Below are 18285 nucleotides of genomic sequence, written 5' to 3'. Positions count from 1 at the left end.
CGCGAATGCGCTTCGTGGTCGGATGTGAGCGTCACCATGCCGCAGCGCGGCCCGAGGTGGAAGACTGGCCCTTGTCCGTCCCTCACCCCCAGGAGCCGTCCATGAACGAATCCCCGGTCGTCGAGTCGAGTCCGGAGTCCTCCCCCGCCGGCCCGGTCATGTACCGCAGCGGCCAGGAGATCGAGTGCTGGCTCACCGACATGGACGGAGTGCTCGTCCACGAGAACCACCCCATCCCCGGTGCGCCTGAGCTGATCCAGCGCTGGGTGGACACGTCCCGGCGGTTCCTCGTGCTGACGAACAACTCGATCTTCACCCCCCGCGACCTCGCGGCGCGGCTGAGGTCCTCCGGCCTGTCCATCCCGGAGGAGAACATCTGGACCTCGGCCCTCGCCACCGCGGGGTTCCTCAAGGACCAGATGCCCGGGGCGCGCGCCTACGTGATCGGCGAGGCAGGGCTCACGACGGCGCTCCACGAGTCCGGCATGATCCTCACCGACCAGGATCCGGACTACGTGGTGCTCGGCGAGACGCGCACCTACTCGTTCAACGCCATCACAACCGCGATTCGTCTGATCCTGGACGGCGCGCGCTTCATCGCGACCAACCCGGACGCGACGGGTCCCTCGCGCGACGGCGTCCTGCCCGCCACGGGTGCCATCGCGGCGCTCATCACCAAGGCGACGGGCCGCGAGCCCTACACGATCGGCAAGCCGAACCCCATGATGTTCCGCTCGGCGATGAACCAGATCGACGCCCACTCCGAGACGACCGCGATGATCGGCGACCGCATGGACACGGACATCATCGCCGGCATGGAGGCGGGACTGCACACGGTGCTGGTGCTCTCCGGCATCACCCAGCAGGCCGACATCACCACGTATCCCTTCCGCCCGAATCAGGTGCTCAACTCGGTCGCCGACCTGCTGCAGCAGCTCTGAAGCCGTCGCCCTCGTCACAGGGTGGCGTGAGCGACTGGACTCCCCTTGTGTGGAATATTGACGCGTCAACCTTTGCTGTACGGGACAGATGCCCCCATGGGGCACCGGAAGGCGCACAAGTGCGCAGCGTCGAACACGGAGGAGAGCACCATGGCTCGATTCACTGGCAAGACCGTCGTCATCACCGGAGCGGGCTCAGGGCTGGGTCTGGAGACGGCGGTGAGGATCGGTTCCGAGGGGGCGAACCTCGTCCTCGTCGACCTCAACGAGCAGGCGCTCGAGGCCGCCAAGGCCAAGGTCCTCGAGACCGAGGGCGGCGGCCGAGTCGTCAGCGTGGCAGCCAACGTCGCCGACGCTGCCCAGGTGCAGGGCTACGTGGACCGCGCGGTGGCGGAGTTCGGCCAGATCGACGGCTTCTTCAACAACGCCGGCATCGAGGGCCGCCAGAACCTGACCGAGGACTTCGGCGCCGAGGAGTTCGCCAAGGTCCTTTCCGTGAACCTCAACGGCGTCTTCTACGGTATGGCGTCGGTGCTGAAGGTCATGCGCGAGCAGGGCTCCGGCTCGATCGTCAACACCGCTTCGGTGGGCGGCATCCGCGGCGTCGGGAACCAGTCAGGCTACTCCGCGTCGAAGCACGGAGTCGTGGGCCTCACCCGCAACTCCGCCGTCGAGTACGGCGAGTCCGGCGTCACGATCAACGCGATCGCACCGGGTGCCATCATGACCGCAATGGTCGAGGGCTCCCTCAAGCAGATCGACGCCGAGAACTGGGAGGAGGTCGGCAAGCAGTTCGTCCAGGCGAACCCGACGAAGCGCTTCGGCCGCCCCGCGGAGGTCGCCGCCGTCGTCGCCTTCCTCCTCTCCGGCGAGGCGAGCTTCGTCAACGGCACAGTCATCCCGATCGACGGCGGTCAGTCCGCGAAGTACTGACACCGCACACGGATGAATTCTCAAGAGAAGGAGACAGTCATGGCACAGTTCACTGGCAAGGTCGCGCTCGTCACGGGCGGCGGTTCGGGTCTGGGCGAGGCGATCGGCAAGGAGCTCGCTGCGAAGGGCGCGAGCGTTGTCCTCACGGACATCAACCTCGAGGCCGCCGAGCGGGTGGCGAAGGAGATCACGGAGGCCGGGGGCACGGCGTCGGCCTTCCGGCAGGACACCGCGGTCAAGGAGGACTCCGAGAAGGCGGTCCGCTTCGCGGTCGAGACGTACGGCAAGCTCAACTACGCGGTCAACAACGCAGGCATCGGCGGGAAGAACGCGCCGACCGGGGAGATCGACCTCGACGACTGGGACAAGGTCATCGACATCAACCTCAACGGTGTCCTGTACGGCATGCGCTACCAGATCCCAGAGATGCTCAAGGCCGGCGCCAAGCAGAGCGCCATCGTCAACATGGCCTCGATCCACGGGACCGTCGCGGCGCTCGGCAACAGCGCGTACACGGCGGCCAAGCACGGCGTCGTCGGCGTGACGAAGAACGCGGCCGCGGAGTACGGGCCGCAGGGCCTGCGCATCAACGCCGTCGGCCCCGGCTACATCAACACGCCGCTCGTCGTGAACAGCCTCTCCCCCGAGGTCATGGAGCTCCTCAAGGGCAAGCACCCCCTCGGCCGCCTCGGCGAGCCGGAGGAGGTCGCCCACCTCGTGGCGTTCCTGCTCTCCGAAGACGCGTCCTTCATCACCGGCGGCTACTACCTCGTCGACGGCGGCTACACCACCGTCTGACCCACCACGCACGACGGCGGCGGGGTCGGCCTTCCTAGGCGGCCCCGCCGCCGGCCCCTCCGGTGGGCCTGGGCAGCGGAAGCAGCTGCGGCAGCAGGCGGCCGAGCGCCCGGTTGTAGACGATCCCGCTCCACTGCGGGCTCGCGTGCGGCGGGAACGCGCCGATGGTCTGCAGGTCGCTGCTGACGAGGTTCCGGCCGAAGTACCGCTCCCAGCGGGCGCGGGCGGAGGGGTAGGACACGGTCGTGTCGGAGGGGTTGCCGATGAACGCCATCTGAGCCGTTCCCATCGCATCCCCGAACCGGGTCGCGTCCCACTGGTAGATGTACTCCGACTCGGACTGGATCAGCACGCTCGACGGCGCGAGCGGGGACAGCTGCTCGAGCGTCTGGTCCACGATCTCGCCCCAGGTGCGCTCGTGCTTGTTGATGACCCGTTCTCCGAACTCGTAGCCGCCCCGCACAATGGATGGGATGCGCACCCCGATCTCGTACAGGCGCACCACCGAGTCGAACCAGGCCTGGTCCAGGACGTCGAACTTGGACGCCGGCGACGAGTCCAGGACGACCACCTTGACCTGCACGCCGTCCTGCGACAGGAGCCGTGCCGCGACCTCCGTCGCGACCATCCCGCCGAACGAGTGGCCGTAGAAGTAGAGCGTCCGCAGGCGCTTCTGACGGACGTAGACGCGCAGGGCGTCGAGGATCTCGTCGATGTCGAGGCCCAGATTCGAGTACCCGACCGTCGCGAGCTGGCCGCGGTCCGCGAGCGAGCCACGCAGCGAGGCGAGGATGATGCGGGCCTCCTCCCAGCTCGTCTTGTAGCCGGGGAACAGGAGCCAGGAGGCATCAGGGAAGCGGCGCCGCGCGGCGTCGTCCGCCACCTCGAGGACCACTGTCTGCCGGCGCTGCCTCTGCACCTCGCGCGTGACGAACATGTCGGCGGCGAGCAGCGACGACGCCGTCACACCGCCCAGGAAGGCGCGCCGGGAGAAGGCCTTGAGCCGCTGGGCAGCCCTCAGGATGGCAGGGTCCACGTCCCGCCTCTCCCCAGCGCGCGCCTCAGGTCGCCTCCGGCCGGATCAGTCGAGCCCGAGCTCGTCCTTGCCGAAGGCGTACAGGTACGGCACGCCCGCCTCCGCCTCGATGCGCTCCTTCGCGCCGGTGGCGCGGTCCACGATGACGGCGACGGCGGTCACCTCGCCGCCCGCGTTCCGCACGCCTTCCACCGCGGCGAGCGCGGAGCCGCCCGTCGTCGAGGTGTCCTCGAGCACGACCACCTTGCGGCCCTCGACCCCGGGCCCCTCGACCTGCCGGCCCATCCCGTATGACTTCTGCGCCTTGCGCACCACGAATGCGTCGACGGCGCGGCCAGCCTCGCGGGCGGCATGCATGACGGCGGTGCCCACCGGGTCGGCGCCCATCGTGAGGCCGCCGGCGGCGTCGGCCTGCACGCCCGCCTTGTCGATGAGGTCCAGCATCACCTGGCCCACGAGCTGGCTCGCCTCGTGGTGGAGCGTGATCCGGCGGAGGTCAACGTAGTAGTCCGCCTCCGCGCCGCTCGAAAGGGTCACCTTCCCGCGCACGACGGCGAGCTCCTTGATCAGCTCGAGCAGGCGGGCGCGGGCAGCGGCGATGTCCGGGGTGGCGGCGTCAGTCATGGCTCCGATTCTAGTGGCGCGCCCTCCAAGCGCGGGCGCGCGAGGTGAGCGCGCGGCGTCGTGCGCCTATCATGTGCCTTAACCCCGCACTCTAGGAGGCCTGTGAACACGTCCCTGACCCCAGCCGAGGTCTACAACGCCACGACCGATGCCGAGGAGGCCGCGCCGCTCGCGCTCGAGGTCACCTCTGCTGCGGCGGGCCGACGCCTCCTGGACCGGGACGACGTGATCCGGGACACGAAGCGCGGCTACGCCCTCGTCAACCGGACCCAGACGCCGCTCGAGGCGATGGTCGAGGACCTCCTGTTCGTCCGGGACGTGCTCGAGCGGGCCGAGATCCCGTACCTCCTCGTGCGCGGCAACGACGCGCGGCCCGTCATCGCCGTCGACTGGACGCACCGCAAGACCCTCCGCCGGGCCCTCGTGGAGGCCTGCCAGGACGAGCCCTTCTACTCCCTGACCGTGGACGCGCGGAAGGACCGCGCCCTGCTCGTCGCGGACGGCAAGCTCGCCGAGTCGGGACACGCGCGCATGTTCCGCCTGTACCGGCCGCGCGTCGAGCCCCGGGGCGGGCTGCGGTACGGCCACGAGACCGGCGTGCAGATCGAGCTCTGGAAGTGGGACGGCGACCTCCTGCGGCTGCCGATCGAGAACTCCCTCACGCGCCGCACCCTCCCCGCCGGGGAGGCCGTTCGCGGTACGGTAGAGCGGTTCGGCGTCACATGGCCCACGATCGAGAACATGTTCGCCGACCACGCGACGGACATCGACTTCGAGATCGACATCGTCTTCTCGTGGGTGGACGGCTCGGACTCCGAGTTCCGCAAGTACCGCGCCTCGTTCCTGCCCGGCGTCGTGCTCGGCGAGGGCGACGACGCCGACGCGCGCTTCCGCCAGATCGACGAGCTCAAGTACGCGCTCCGCAGCCTGCACATGTTCGCGCCGTGGATCCGGCGCATCTTCATCTGCACGGATTCGAAGGTGCCCCAGTGGCTCGACGACGCGCACGAGAAGATCACGGTGGTGCGCGCCGAGGACCACTACCGCGACCCCTCGGTCCTGCCGGTGTTCAACTCGCAGGCCATCGAATCGCAGCTGCAGCACATCGAGGGCCTGTCCGAGTACTTCCTCTATTCGAACGACGACATGTTCTTCGGCCGCCCCCTCGGACCGGACATGTTCTTCTCCCCCGGCGGGATCACGAAGTTCATCGAGGCGTCCACCCGGATCGGGCTCGGCGACAACCACCTCGACCGGTCGGGCCACGAGAACGCGGCCCGCGTGAACCGGCGCCTCCTCCACGAGCGGTTCGGCCGCATCACAACACGCCACCTCGAGCACACGGCTGCGCCGCTGCGGAAGAGCGTCCTGCTCGAGATGGAGCAGGAGTTCCCCGCGGAGTTCGCCAAGACGGCGGCAGCGCGCTTCCGGACGTGGGACAGCATCTCGGTGACGAACTCGTTCTACCACTACTACGCGCTGCTCACCGGTCGCGCCGTGACCCAGACCGGCGCGAAGGTCCTGTACGTCGACACCACGGTGCGCTCGGGGCTCGACCTCCTGCCGAAGCTGCTGAAGAAGCGCAACCAGGACTTCTTCTGCCTCAACGACAGCTCGTTCCCGGAGGTGTCGGCGCAGGAGCGGCAGGAGACCGTCACAGACTTCCTCGAGAAGTACTTTCCCATCCCCGCGCCTTGGGAGCGGCGGCCCTAGCCACCGCCCCGCCCCCTCCGTCTCGGGTACAGGTACGTCGCCTCTGCACCGTCTCGGGTACGCGAAAGAGCGCGCGACGGCGCCCGGTCGCCGAGGGTGCAACCCCCCCGCCACCTTGAGCTGGCGTCGCGGGTGTACCCGGAGCAGGCCCCGGGGCGGCTCATCTGTACCCGAGATGAGCGTGGGGCGTGAACATGTGTACCCGAAACCCGGCGGGGGCGGGGCGAGGGGCGAGTGCGGGGGCTACAGGATCGGGAGCATGCCCGTCGTGGGGCGAGTCCGGGCGCCGTCGTCCGCGGGGAACTCCACGCCTGCGGCCTCGAGGATGCGCGCGACGTCGGCCGAGTCCACCTCTCGGCCCACCGTCTCGCCGCCCGCGGCCGGCACCACCGAATGCACCACGGAGTCCGGGTACACGTGCACGAGGTTGTACGCCTGCGCGCCGTCGCGCCCGCGCGTCGGCCGGATGCCGGTCTCCGGGTCCACGGCACCGGCGAGGTCCTGGGTGTAGCAGGTGGCCGAGGCGACCGAGACAGGGATGCCGGCGAAGGTGCCGGACGTCGAGTAGTGCAGATGCCCGGCGAGGATCGCACGCACGTCGGAGCCCCGCAGGACGTCCGCGATGGCGGCCTGCCCGCGCAGCTCGACCAGCACGGCGAGCTCCTGGACGCACGGCACGGGAGGGTGGTGCATGGCGAGGATCGTGCCGTCGGGGGCGGGGAACTCGAGCTCCGCGGCGAGCCATTCGAGCTGCTCCGGCGCGAGCTCGCCGTGGTGCTTCCCGGGCACCGTGGTGTCGAGGGTGATGACCCGGAGGCCATTCAGCCAGTAGGCGCGGTCGAGCGGCTCGGTGGAGGGCCGCTGGCCGAGGAGATGCTCGCGGAGCGCGGCGCGGTCGTCGTGGTTGCCCATCGCCCAGATGAGCCTCGCCCCGAGCGACTCGGCCACCGGCTCCGCAATGCGCTTCAGCCGGGCGTACGCCTCCGGTTCGCCCCGGTCCGCGAGGTCTCCGGTGACGACGATCGCCTCAGGTGAGCCAGCGGCGTCGCGCATCTGGCCGAACAGCGCCTCGAGGCGGTCTTCGGGGTCAAGGGTGCCGTGAAGGAGTCCTCCGCCGATCAAGTGCGTGTCGCTCACGTGCAGGAGGAAGTGACGCGGCCGCGGATGCTCCGCCTGGATGGTGTCCATCTGACCCTCTTCCTGAGTCGGGTGTTTACCCCAGTGCACACATAGAAGACAGCGGGGCGATGAATGTCCAGTTAACGCGCCACAAACTGGAAACATTTCGGAAACACACAAGGCGGACGACGGCGGAAGGTGGGTTCCGCCGTCGCCCGCCCTTGCGCTGGGGCCGGGTCGCCGCGCCTAGTGGTCGGTCTGCGAGTGCCGCGTGACAGTGTCCGCGTCGGCGCCGATGCCCGCGCCGGCCTGCACATGCCGCTCGCGGATCTCGGCGACGATCTTCGCGAAGCGGTCGTCCGTGAGCTGGTAGAAGAACATGATCGCTCCGGCAGCGACGGCGAGGAGGCCCGGGATGAGGCCCGCAGCGATCTGGATGCCCGTCACGGCCTGGGCGGTCTGCTCGGCCGCCTTGCCGTCGTAGCCCGCGATCCCTATGACGTAGGCGGCGAGCGCGCCGCCCACGGCCTGGCCGGTCTTGCGGGTGAAGGAGAACAGCGAGTAGATGATGCCCTCAGAGCGGACACCGGTCTTCCACTCGCCGTACTCGACGGTGTCCGCCTCGAGGGCCCACACCAGGATGTTGACGCCGGCGATGCCCGCCATGGCGACGGCGAAGCCGACGAAGCCGAGCCACACGACGGAGACGGGCGCGAACATGATGATGAGACCGCCCACCAGCGTGACGCCGGTCAGCGCGATGTACAGGGGGCGCTTGCCCACGCGCTGCACGAGCGGCGGGACGATGGCCGAGAGCACGAACGTCTCGATGAGCTGCACGATCGCGAGCACCGGGACGAGCTCGAGGTGCCGCAGCGCGTCGCGGAAGTAGTACAGCTGCACCGTGGTGAGGGAGAGCTGCCCCGAGAGGAACAGCAGCGAGGAGAGGCACAGCATGAGCAGCGGCTTGTTGCCCTTGAGCGTGGCCATGCTCTGCTTGAACGAGACCTTCGGGACCTCGCGGACCACGCGCTCCCGCGCGGTGAAGAACGTGAACAGGTACAGCGCGACGCCCACGACCATGAACACGATGGTGAGGGTCGTGAAGACGGCTTGGAGGTCGGCGCCGGCCTTGAGCAGCGGTGCCACGAAGATGCCGAGCGCCGAGGAGACCATCAGCGCGCCGATCGTGCGCGCCGAGGCGAGCTTGGCCCGCTCCTTGGGCAGCTGCGTCATCGAGGCGGCCATCGAGCCGAAGGGGATGTTCACGAGGGAGTAGGCCAGGCCCATGGCCGCGTACAGGATGTACGCGTACGCGAGCTTGCCGCCCTCCCCGATCTGGGGGATGTGGAAGTTCAGGAACGTCAGCACCATGAGCGGCAGCGACCCGAAGAGGATGAACGGGCGGAACTTGCCCCACCGCTTCGTGTAGGTGCCGTCCACCAGCCGGCCCGCGAAGAGGTCCGCGAAGGCGTCGAACACGCGCACCACGAGGAAGAGGGTGCCCGCCGCGGCGGCCGAGATCCCGGCGACGTCCGTGTAGTAGACGAGCAGGAACATCACCGTCGTGGTGAACGCGAGGTTGTTCGCGGCGTCGCCGGCCCCGTAGCCGATGATCGACGTGAGAGGCAGCTTGCCCGGGCCCTTGGCCGGTGCCGTGGTCGAAGACGTCATTGTCATGGTCCTTGTCGTGCTCTCCAGGCCCTACTTGGCCTGCGGCTTCCTGTTGGGGATCTCGCTCCAGCGCTTGCGGAGGCTGAAGGCGGCCGTCTTGGGGCGGCGGTCGCGCGTGAAGGCGCCCTTCTTGTTGCCGTCCACGCGCATGATGCCGTTGGACGTGGCGAAGTCGGCGAAGTTCCAGACGTGCTCGCCCACCATGGCGCCGACGCGGTCGAACACGCGGTGGTACATGTCGAGGAAGTCCGCCTGGTACTCCTCACTCCACGGTGCATCGTAGAGCGAGTGGAACCCGGCGAGGGTGTCCGCGCCGTACTCGGTCATGATCATGGGCTTGCCGTACTTGGACTCCCACGCGCGCAGCTCGGCTTCGAGGGCCTTCTCCGCGGAGGCGAGGTCTCCCGTGTTGACGTACCAGCCGTAGTACCTGTTGAGCATGATCACGTCGAAGAGGTCCGTGACGATGTCCTTCTCGGCGTTGTCGAACATGACGTTGACGAAGCCGACCGGCCGCGTCGGGTCGAGGTCCCGGGCGAGCTGGGCGAGCGGCGCGAAGTACTCGCGGGCACCCTCCTCCGAGGACTGGGGCTCGTTGGCGATGGACCAGATGACCACGGAGGGGTGGTTCTTGTCGCGGGCGATGAGCTCCTCGATGACCTGGCGATGGGAGGCTGCGGTCTCGTCGCTGACGAAGTCCGGATCGTAGGTCTTCTTCGCGCCGGTGCCGAAGAACCCGGCGAAGTCCGCGTTGAGGCCGACGGCGGGCGTCTCGTCGATCACGACGATGCCGTGGCGGTCCGCGAAGTCCATGATCTCTTCGGAGTACGGGTAGTGCGAGGTGCGGAAGGAGTTCGCCCCAATCCACTCCAGCAGCGAGAAGTCGTTGACCATGTGCGCGGCGCTGTAGCCCTTGCCGATCACCGCATGGTCCTCGTGCATCCCGAAGCCCGTGAAGTAGAACGGCTCGCCGTTGATGAGGAACTCCGCCCCGCGGACCTCGACCGTACGGACGCCGAACGGCTGGGTGTAGGAGTCCACGAGCTCGCCCGAGGCATCCACGGCCTCGGCGACGAGGCTGTACAGGTACCCCCTGCCGGGCTGCCAGAGCACGACGTCGGGGATCGCCACAGTGCCCGACGCACCGTCCGCGGTGGCCACCTCGGCGCCAGAGGCGTCGAGCACCCGGACGCGGACGGCGGAGTCGGCGGCAGCGGCGCCGTCGAGCTCGATGCGGTAGTCCACGGTGCCGGTCGCGCCGGACCCGGGCGTTCCCTCGAAGCCGGTCACGACCGTGACGTCCTCCACGCGCACCTGGGGGGTGCTGTAGAGGTGGATGCTGCGGGCCAAGCCCGCGTAGTTGTAGAAGTCGTGCATGTAGGTCTGGGCGCGCTGGCCGGCCTCGGTGACCACGACCTTGCCCGGGGGGATCGTGGCCTGGGTCAGCTCATTGTCCACGGCGACGGTGAGCCGGAACGTCGTCCCGGCCGTGACGCGCTCGGTGATCTCGGCCTCGAAGGGGGTGTAGCCGCCCTGGTGCTCGGCGACGAGCGTGCCGTCCACGAACGCCTTAGCCCCGTGGGTGGCCGACTCGAAGCGCAGCCAGATGCGCTCGCCGGCCCAGCCGCGCGGGACGCGCACCTCGCGCTCGTACCAGACCCAGCCCACGTGGTTTCGCACCGACTTGTCGGCGAAGACGTCGTTGTAGCTGGCCGGAACCGCCATCTCGAGCGCCGTCTCCAGCGGGCTGGCCTGCCAGCCATCGCGGAGGCCGACATTCTCGGAGTCCACCCTGAATGCGAACAGGCCGTCGAGGGTCACGACTTCGCGGGTGGGGCCGTTCTGGGGCTTGAGCATCGCTGCACGTCCTTGGGCGTCGGGATTGGGGTCACATCCAGCGTAGGATCGGCGGCAAGCGTGCGGCAATCGTTTGCCAAAATTTGCCAACCGGACGGTCGGTAAACTCCCGCTCCAGAAGGTGACCCCTAGACGGAGGCGCGGAGCCACTCCGCCGCCTCCTGGGCGATTTCGGCGGGCTGCTCGGCGATGTCGTAGACGGCGCCCCGCTCGTCCGGGCCCAGGTCCTCGAGCGTCGCGAGCTGCGACTCCAGGAGCGAAACGGGCATGAAGTGCTCGCTCCGCCGGGCCATGCGCTCCGCGAGCAGTTCGCGGCTGCCGTGCAGGTGAACGAAGGCGACCTCGGGGACCCTTGCCCGGATGATGTCCCGGTAGGAGCGCTTGAGCGCGCTGCAGCCGACCACCGTGGTCCCCTCCCCGGCGGCCAGGCGCTCGGCGACGGCGCGAAGCCACGGTGCGCGGTCGGCGTCGTCCAGCGGGATCCCCGCGGCCATCTTGGCGACGTTGGCCGCTGGGTGGAGGTCGTCGCCGTCGAAGAACTCACCGCCGAGCTCCTTTGCGAGGAGCTCGCCGACGGTGCTCTTGCCCGAGCCGGAGACGCCCATGGCAATCACCCGGAACACGGGCTCAGCAGTGCCGGTCACGTCGCGGGTCACCAGTCGTGGACGGTGCCGTCGATGAGGCGGTTGTACGGCAGGTAGGCCTGCTGGTACGGGAACGAGTTCGCCGCCTCCTCGTTGAACTCGACGCCGAGTCCCGGCTTGTCGCCCGGGTGCAGGTAGCCGTCCGCGAACGTCATGGACTGCTCGAAGACGGTGTTGGTCTTCTCGGAGTGCTGCATGTACTCCTGGATCCCGTAGTTGTGGATCGCGAGGCCCACGTGCAGCTGCGCGGCAAAGCCGACCGGGGAGATGTCGGTCGGGCCGTGGAAGCCGGACTTGATCTGGTACTGCGCCGCGAAGTCCATGACCTTCTTCAGCGGCGAGATGCCGCCGAAGTGAGTGGAGGCCGCGCGCACGTAGTCGATCAGCTGCTCCTTGATGAGCGTCTGGAAGTCCCACACGGTGTTGAAGATCTCGCCGATGGCGAGCGGCGTCGTCGTGTGCTGGCGGACCAGGCGGAGGGCCTCCTGGTTCTCCGCAGGGGTGCAGTCCTCGAGCCAGAACAGGTCGTAGGGCTCGAGTGCCTTGCCGAGCTTGGCCGCCTGGATGGGAGTCATGCGGTGGTGGCCGTCGTGCAGGAGGGGGATCTCGGGGCCGAACTCGTTCCGGACGGCCTCGAAGACGGTGGGAAGGTGGCGCAGGTAGGCCCGCGTGTCCCAGTCTTCCTCCTGCGGGTAGGCACCGCGGCCGGCCGGCTCGTAGTCGTAGCGCTCGCCCGAGGACTGCGCCTGGGCGGCGACGCCGTAGACGGCCTTGATGCCCGGAATGGCGGTCTGGACGCGGATCGACTTGTAGCCGAGCTCGAGGTGCTCCCGGATGGAGTCGAAGAGCGAGGGGATGTCGGTGCCCGAGGCGTGGCCGTACGCCCGCAGCCCATTGCGCGACGCTCCGCCGAGGAGCTGGTAGACGGGCAGGCCGGCGACCTTGCCCTTGATGTCCCACAGGGCCATGTCCACGGCGGCGATCGCGGCCATCGTCACCGGGCCGCGGCGCCAGTACGAGGAGCGGTAGAGGAACTGCCACGTGTCCTCGATGCGATGCGGGTCCCGGCCCACGAGAAGCTGGGCGACGTGCTCCTTGAGGTACGCGGCCACGGCGAGCTCGCGCCCGTTGAGCGTCGCATCGCCGATGCCCGTGATGCCCTCGTCGGTGGTGATCTTCAGGGTCACGAAGTTGCGCGTCGGGCTCGTCACGAAGACTTCGGCGGAGACGATCTTCATCGTCGCTTCCTTTCACTGCGGGGACTACAGGGCTGCGTCAGCGTCAGCTGCTTCTTCCAGCCTAGAACGGGTGCAACAGGTATGGCAATCGGTTGCAGCAAATTGCCAACTTTGTGCCGCCCTGTCAGGAGCGGGTCAACGAGCCCCGCAGGGCGTCGATGCGGTCCACGACGGGCGAATCGTCGACGAGCTCCGGGGCGACCAGCCCAAGGAGCGCCGCCGTCCGGTCGCGTCCCTCGAGGCCGACGGCAGCGAGGATCTGCTCCTTCAGCGGATCCTGGAAGTCCGCTCCGCTGCTCGCCGAGGCAGCGACGAAGTCCATCCACGCAGCGATCATGCGCGCCGCAGCCACCCCGCTGCGCCCGTCCGCCTGCTCCGCGGCCAGGACCGGCACCGCGCGCATGCGCAGCTTGGTCGTCCCGTCGGCCGCGATCTGGGCAAGGTGGTGCGCGATCCGCGGATTGGCGAAGCGGTCCAGGAGCGCCTGCCGGTACGCCGGGACGCCCAGCTCCGGGAGCGTCAGGTGCCGCTCGGCCTCGTCCCAGAACGCCTCCATCGCCTGGCGGCACTCTGGATCCGCGAGCGCCTCGGCCACCGTCGCGTGGCCGCGGAGCTGGCCCGCGTAGGCCAGGAGCGAGTGCGCCCCGTTCAGGAGCCACAGCTTCCGGTTCTCGAACGGCTCGATGTCGTCGACGAACTGGGCACCGGCATCCTCCCAGCGGGGGCGGCCGGCGGGGAACTCGCCCGAGAGGATCCAGTTCGCGAACGGCTCGGCGACCACCGGGGACTCGTCCCGGTAGCCGCACTGGGCGGCCACCTCGGCGACATCCTCCGGAGTCGTCCGCGGCGTGATCCTGTCCACGGACGTCCCCACGAAGCTCACATGCTCGCGGACCCAGCCCGCCAGGCCGACGTCGATCCCCTCCGCGATCCGGCACACGGCCGCCTCGGCGACCTCTCCGTTGCCGGCCACGTTGTCGCAGCTCACGACGGCGATCGGCCCGGCTCCCGCGTCCCGCCGCGCCGCGAGGCCTCGCACGAGCCGCCCGAGGGGCGAGTCGGCGTCGTCCTTCTCGTAGACCGCCTCGGTGACGGTCAGGGTCACGATCGCGGTGCTGGGCGAGGAGAGGAGTCCGTTGAGCCGGGCGACGTCGGCGCCGTCGACCGCCTCGGCGATCGAGCCGACCACCTCGAACCGGTCGCCGTCGCCCCCGCGCTCGACGAGCGTGTAGAGCCCGTCCTGGGCGGCGAGCGTCACGGCCGCGTCGGGGCGGCGGCCCGTGAATGAGGCGATGCCCCACTCCGCGGCGTCCGAGGCGTGGGCGGTGAACCAGGCCTGGTGCGAGCGGTGGAACGCGCCCAGCCCCAGGTGCACGATCCGCACCGGGGGCGCGGGCACGCCCTTGCGGCCGAGCAGCGGAAGCGGCTCCCCGGTCTGGGCCGCACCCTGCGGCGCGGCGGCAGTCTTCTCGGACATGGTCGTACTCCTCTACAGCTTGAAGACGCGGCGCGGTGATCCGTCGACGAGGTCGCGGATGATCTCGTGGGCCCGCGACTCGGTGATGCGGTGCTCGGCCACGAGGCGCGCGAGGAAGCTCGCGTCCACGCGGCGGCTCATGTTGTGGCGGGCGGGGATCGAGCAGAAGGCGCGGGTGTCGTCGATGAAGCCGGACGTGCGGGTGAAGCCGGTCGTCTCGGTCACGGCGGAGCGGAACCGCTGGATCGAGTCGGGGGCGTCGAGGAACCACCACGGCGCGCCGACGTACACCGACGGGTAGAACCCGGCGAGCGGGGCGAGCTCGCGGCTGAACACCGTCTCGTCCAGCGTGAAGAGGACCAGGTGGAAGTCCTTGGCCGTCCCGAAGTCCTGCAGGAGCGCCCGGATGCCCTCGGTGTAGCCGATCGCGAAGGGGATGTCGTGGCCGGTGTCCGCCCCGAACCTCTCGAAGGTCGCGGTGTGGTGGTTGCGGAAGGAGCCGGGGTGGACCGTCATGACGAGTCCGTCCTCGACGCTCATGCGGGCCATCTCGTACATCATGTGGCCCTCGAACGCGTCGCGGTCGGCAGCGGTGGCCTCGCCGCGGCGGGCCTTGGCGAAGAGTGCCTCGGCCTCGGCACGCGCGAGCTTGAGCGTGAGCGGTGTGCGGACGCCGTGGTCCGCGGACACCGCCCCGTGCTCCACGAAGTACCGCCGGCGGTTCTCGAGCGCGCGCAGGTAGCCCGCATAGCCTTCGACGCCGTCGCCCGCCTCCGCGGTGATCCGGTCCACGCGCTCGGCCCACTCGGGATGCGCGATGTTGAGGTACGGGTCGGGGCGGAAGGTCGGCAGGACGCGCCCGGCGAACGTCTCGTCCTTGGCCAGGAGGGTGTGGGCCTCGAGCGAGTCGAGCGGGTCGTCGGTCGTGGCGAGGACCTCGATGCCGAAGTCCTTGAACAGCTGGCGCGGCCGGAACGACGGTTCCGCGAGCTTGCCCGCGATCGCGTCGTAGACGGCGTCCGCAGTGTCCGCCCCGAAGGAGTCCACCGTCTCCGCGGACAGGCCGAAGACGTGCTCGAACTCGCTGCGGAGCCAGTAGCCGGAGGCCGTGCCGTCGAAGAGGGGCCACGCCTCGGCGAACTTCCGCCACGCGGTACGGGAGTCGACCTCCGCTGTCCCGCCGACGCGCAGCTGGTCCAGCGGCGTGCCGTTGGCGTGGATGAGGCGGGTGACGTAGTGGTCCGGGCTCACGAGGAGTGCCGTCGGGTCGGGGAACGGCGTGTCCTCGGCGAGCATCTCCGCGGGAACGTGTCCGTGCGGGGAGATGATCGGGAGGTTCTCGACGTCGGCCAGCAGCTCCCGCGCGATCGCGCGGGTGCCCGGGTCGGCGGGGAGCAGGCGGTCCGGGTTGGCCGCGATCGACTCAGTCATGGTGCCTCTTCTTCTCGTGTCGTCGACAGTGGTCAGTTGGCCTCGACGCCCGCGCTCGCGAGGACCTTGGCGAAGGCCCGGGCGGCGACGCCGAACGCGTAGGGCCCGCTGAAGCCCCCGAGGGCGAAGCCCTCCGCCAGGTGCGGCTCGAGCGAGGCGAAGCCGGTGTACCCGCTGTCGCGCAGGGCCTCGACGGTGGCGAGCACCTCGCCGTCGCCCTCGCCGGCCGGGACCACGGTGCCGTCGGCGAACAGGGCGTCCTTCACCTGGAGGTAGACCACATGCGGGCGTAGGAGCTCATAGCCCTGCGTGAAGGGCTTGACGCCCACCTGGACGAAGTTCGCCGGATCCCACGCGAGCTTGAGGGCCGGGGAGTCCACGGCCGTGACCAGGTCGTGGACGCGCTCGGGGATGTCCCCGAAGATGTCCTTCTCGTTCTCGTGCACGAGCGTGACGCCCGTGCCCTCGGCGCGGCGGGCGAGCGCCGTCATGCGTTCGATGACGGCGTCGCGGACGTCCTCCGGTTCCTTGCCCTCGTAGTAGAAGGAGAAGATGCGGATGTAGGGCGCGCCGAGGACCTCCGCGGCGCGGAGGGCCCGGCCGAGTCGCTCGACCTCGTGCTCGACCGGGAGCGCGACGTCGACCTTGCCGATCGGGGAGGCGATCGCGGACACCTTGAGGGCCGCCTCGTCGAGGACGGCCTTCAGCTCCGCGAGCTGCTTCTCGGACAGGTCCACGATGTTGGTGCCCCACGCGCTGCGGACCTCGATGTGGCTCGCGCCGAGGGCCCGCATGACGGCCGCCTGGACGCGGGGGTCGGCGTCGATCTCGTCGCCGAAGCCGGAGAGGTCCCAGCGGACGGTGCCGGTCGGTGCGGTGGCAGATGGTTCGGTCACGGTCACTTCACTCCCCCGGCGGTCAGGCCGCCGACTAGATAGCGCTGGAAGAACAGGTACAGGAGCACTACGGGCGCGGCGCACACGAGGGCACTCGCCATCATCTGGCCGTAGTACGGGACAGCGCCGCTCTCGGTGCTCGTGGCGAAGATCTGCAGTGCCACTGCCGCGGTCTGCGTCTCGGGCCGGGTCATGACCGAGGCGAAGAGCACGTCGTTCCACCCGAGCAGGAACGCGAAGATGCCAGAGACGATGATGCCCGGCCAGCTCAGCGGGAGGATGATCCTCGTCAGGATGCCCATGTTGCTCGCGCCGTCGATCCTCGCCGCCTCTTCGAGCTCGCGCGGGAGCCCGCGGAGGTAGGTGACCATGACCCACGTGGAGAACGGCAGGGCGAACGTGAGGTAGGTGAGGAAGAGTCCCCAGTACGTGCCGATGATCTGGATCCCGAGCACCGTCGCTGCGGAGGCGTACAGGACGAACACCGGGAGCACGAGGAGCGTGCCCGGGATGCTCTGGAGGCCCAGGAGGCCCCGGAGCATCGTGAGCCGCCCCCGGAACTCGTACCGGACCAGGACGTACGCGGTGGCGACGGCGAGCATCGCCGAGACGATGGCCGTGAGGCCTGCGACGATCACCGAGTTCATCAGGCCGTTCGCGAGGCCGACGCTCGTCCAGATCTTCGAGTAGTTCTCCAGGCTGAACGTCTCGGGCCAGAAGTCACCGCGGGCCACGCTGAGGTCGTTGTTCAGCGAGGCGAGGAACACGTACAGCATCGGGACGAGGATGAACGCGCACAGCGCGGCGACCACGAACGCGAGCAGCCACGTGGGCAGCAGGCGCGTGACCTCCCTCTGCTGGCGCGAACCGGGACGGTCGACCGTGTCGGGCGTCCCGATGGCGGGGACGTCGAGGGTGGCGCTCACTTGCGGCCTCCGCTCTCGCCGTCGTCGAGCCGGACGGCGCGCAGGTAGATGAACAGGGGGATGGCGATGAGGACCAGCGAGACGACCGCCATCGCGGCCGAGAGCCCGAAGCGGAAGCTCTGGAAGCTCGTCACGTAGGTCAGGATCGGCAGGACCTCGATGTCGTGGGGGGCTGGGATGCCGAAGAGCACGAACGGGAGGGTGAAGTTGTTGATGTGGTGCAGCATCCCGATGAGGAACGCGAGCGAGAGGGGGCCCTTGAGGTAGGGGAAGACGACGTAGCGTAGCTTCTTCCACCAGAGCGCGCCGTCGAGGGCCGCCGCCTCGTGCACCTCGTGGTCCACGGACTGCAGGCCGGCGAGGGCGAGGAGGTAGATGAACGGCCACGACGCCCAGATCTGGACGAACACGAGGGCCCAGTAGGTGTTAGGCCCGTTGAGCCACAGGCCGGCCTCGATGCCGACGCCGTGCAGGGCGTTGTCCACCACGCTGCCCGGCTGGAACATCGTCCGCCACACCGTGGCGACCACGAACGTCGGCAGGACGTAGGGGACCAGGAAGATCGAGCGGATGACGGCGCGTCCGCGGAAGGAGTTCTGGGTGGCGACGGCGGCAGCGACGCCGAGCGGGACCGTCACGACCATCGCGATGAGGGAGTACGAGAGGCTGAGCCAGACCGAGCGCAGCAGTCCCGACTGCGTGATGGCCTCGACGTAGTTCTCGATGCCGATGAACGGCGCGGAGAGCCACTTGCGCAGCGAGTACTGGTCGAGGTCCAGGAGGGACATCCACACGCCCAGGACCATCGGGACGATGATGACGATGGCCATGAGCACCCCGCCCGGGATGAGCATCCAGAGGGGGCGGTTGCGGCGCGACAGGCCCTTGCGGGCCGCGGGGTCAGGGGCGGGGCCCCTGCCCGTCGCGTGCGCGGCGGGCAGGGGGCGCTTGATGGATTCGGTGGACATGGCGGTCACC

Annotated in this window: 16 protein-coding genes; 4 read left to right on the top strand and 12 right to left on the bottom strand. The window is 69.2% G+C overall.

Annotated features, from left to right (window positions below; genetic code table 11):
• Positions 1–101: 101 nt before the first annotated feature.
• The 3 genes from ACQ5BE_RS17350 (at position 102) to ACQ5BE_RS17340 (ending at position 2672) form a co-directional block, all read left to right on the top strand.
• Complete coding sequence (locus ACQ5BE_RS17350) at positions 102–941, top strand: HAD-IIA family hydrolase (protein ID WP_208711391.1); 840 nt, start codon at positions 102–104, stop codon at positions 939–941.
• Between the two features lie 150 nt (positions 942–1091).
• The gene (locus ACQ5BE_RS17345; protein WP_430298220.1) at positions 1092–1874 is read left to right on the top strand and encodes a glucose 1-dehydrogenase; all 783 of its coding nucleotides are present in this window, start codon (positions 1092–1094) and stop codon (positions 1872–1874) included.
• A gap of 39 nt (positions 1875–1913) precedes the next feature.
• A complete protein-coding gene (locus tag ACQ5BE_RS17340; RefSeq protein ID WP_430298219.1) occupies positions 1914–2672 on the top strand; it encodes an SDR family NAD(P)-dependent oxidoreductase in 759 nt (252 codons plus the stop codon).
• A gap of 34 nt (positions 2673–2706) precedes the next feature.
• On the opposite strand, the gene ACQ5BE_RS17335 is transcribed toward ACQ5BE_RS17340, so the two are convergent.
• On the bottom strand, positions 2707–3708 hold the full coding sequence (locus tag ACQ5BE_RS17335; protein ID WP_430298218.1) for an alpha/beta fold hydrolase: 1002 nt from the start codon (positions 3706–3708) through the stop codon (positions 2707–2709).
• Between the two features lie 45 nt (positions 3709–3753).
• Positions 3754–4332, bottom strand: coding sequence for an orotate phosphoribosyltransferase (gene pyrE / locus ACQ5BE_RS17330; RefSeq protein ID WP_413249739.1), 579 nt, complete (start codon positions 4330–4332; stop codon positions 3754–3756).
• Positions 4333–4620: 288 nt separating this feature from the next.
• Between pyrE and ACQ5BE_RS17325 the strand changes: the two genes are divergently transcribed.
• A complete protein-coding gene (locus ACQ5BE_RS17325; protein ID WP_430298263.1) occupies positions 4621–6045 on the top strand; it encodes a stealth conserved region 3 domain-containing protein in 1425 nt (474 codons plus the stop codon).
• 243 nt (positions 6046–6288) lie between these two features.
• Here ACQ5BE_RS17325 and ACQ5BE_RS17320 read toward each other — a convergent pair whose 3' ends face one another.
• The 10 genes from ACQ5BE_RS17320 to ACQ5BE_RS17275 form a co-directional block, all read right to left on the bottom strand.
• Positions 6289–7233: a phosphodiesterase gene (locus tag ACQ5BE_RS17320; protein WP_430298217.1), complete on the bottom strand. Its 945-nt coding sequence runs from the start codon at positions 7231–7233 to the stop codon at positions 6289–6291.
• Positions 7234–7410: 177 nt separating this feature from the next.
• Positions 7411–8838, bottom strand: a complete 1428-nt coding sequence (gene uidB, locus ACQ5BE_RS17315; protein ID WP_430298216.1) for a glucuronide transporter — start codon at positions 8836–8838, stop codon at positions 7411–7413.
• 30 nt (positions 8839–8868) lie between these two features.
• Entirely contained in the window at positions 8869–10695 is a 1827-nt protein-coding gene (gene uidA / locus ACQ5BE_RS17310) for a beta-glucuronidase (protein ID WP_430298215.1), read from the bottom strand.
• A 128-nt stretch (positions 10696–10823) separates the two neighbouring features.
• Positions 10824–11351: a gluconokinase gene (locus ACQ5BE_RS17305; protein WP_430298214.1), complete on the bottom strand. Its 528-nt coding sequence runs from the start codon at positions 11349–11351 to the stop codon at positions 10824–10826.
• Positions 11348–12577, bottom strand: a complete 1230-nt coding sequence (gene manD, locus ACQ5BE_RS17300) for a D-mannonate dehydratase ManD (RefSeq protein ID WP_430298213.1) — start codon at positions 12575–12577, stop codon at positions 11348–11350. The genes ACQ5BE_RS17305 and manD overlap by 4 nt, the downstream gene beginning before the upstream one ends.
• A gap of 124 nt (positions 12578–12701) precedes the next feature.
• A complete protein-coding gene (locus tag ACQ5BE_RS17295; RefSeq protein WP_430298212.1) occupies positions 12702–14054 on the bottom strand; it encodes a mannitol dehydrogenase family protein in 1353 nt (450 codons plus the stop codon).
• A gap of 12 nt (positions 14055–14066) precedes the next feature.
• Positions 14067–15485 carry a glucuronate isomerase gene (uxaC, locus tag ACQ5BE_RS17290; protein ID WP_430298211.1) on the bottom strand — a complete coding sequence of 473 codons (1419 nt, stop codon included), beginning with the start codon at positions 15483–15485 and terminating at the stop codon, positions 14067–14069.
• A 32-nt stretch (positions 15486–15517) separates the two neighbouring features.
• Positions 15518–16381, bottom strand: coding sequence for a sugar phosphate isomerase/epimerase family protein (locus ACQ5BE_RS17285; protein WP_430298210.1), 864 nt, complete (start codon positions 16379–16381; stop codon positions 15518–15520).
• Positions 16382–16383: 2 nt separating this feature from the next.
• On the bottom strand, positions 16384–17307 hold the full coding sequence (locus ACQ5BE_RS17280) for a carbohydrate ABC transporter permease (RefSeq protein ID WP_430298209.1): 924 nt from the start codon (positions 17305–17307) through the stop codon (positions 16384–16386).
• Positions 17304–18284, bottom strand: coding sequence for a carbohydrate ABC transporter permease (locus ACQ5BE_RS17275; RefSeq protein ID WP_430298208.1), 981 nt, complete (start codon positions 18282–18284; stop codon positions 17304–17306). The genes ACQ5BE_RS17280 and ACQ5BE_RS17275 overlap by 4 nt, the downstream gene beginning before the upstream one ends.
• Position 18285: the final 1 nt, after the last annotated feature.

It is taken from the genome of Sinomonas sp. B1-1 (assembly GCF_050474465.1).
Lineage (GTDB): Bacteria > Actinomycetota > Actinomycetes > Actinomycetales > Micrococcaceae > Sinomonas > Sinomonas flava.
Note: the sequence above shows the minus strand (reverse complement) of the source record. Positions and strands in the feature narration are given on the sequence as shown.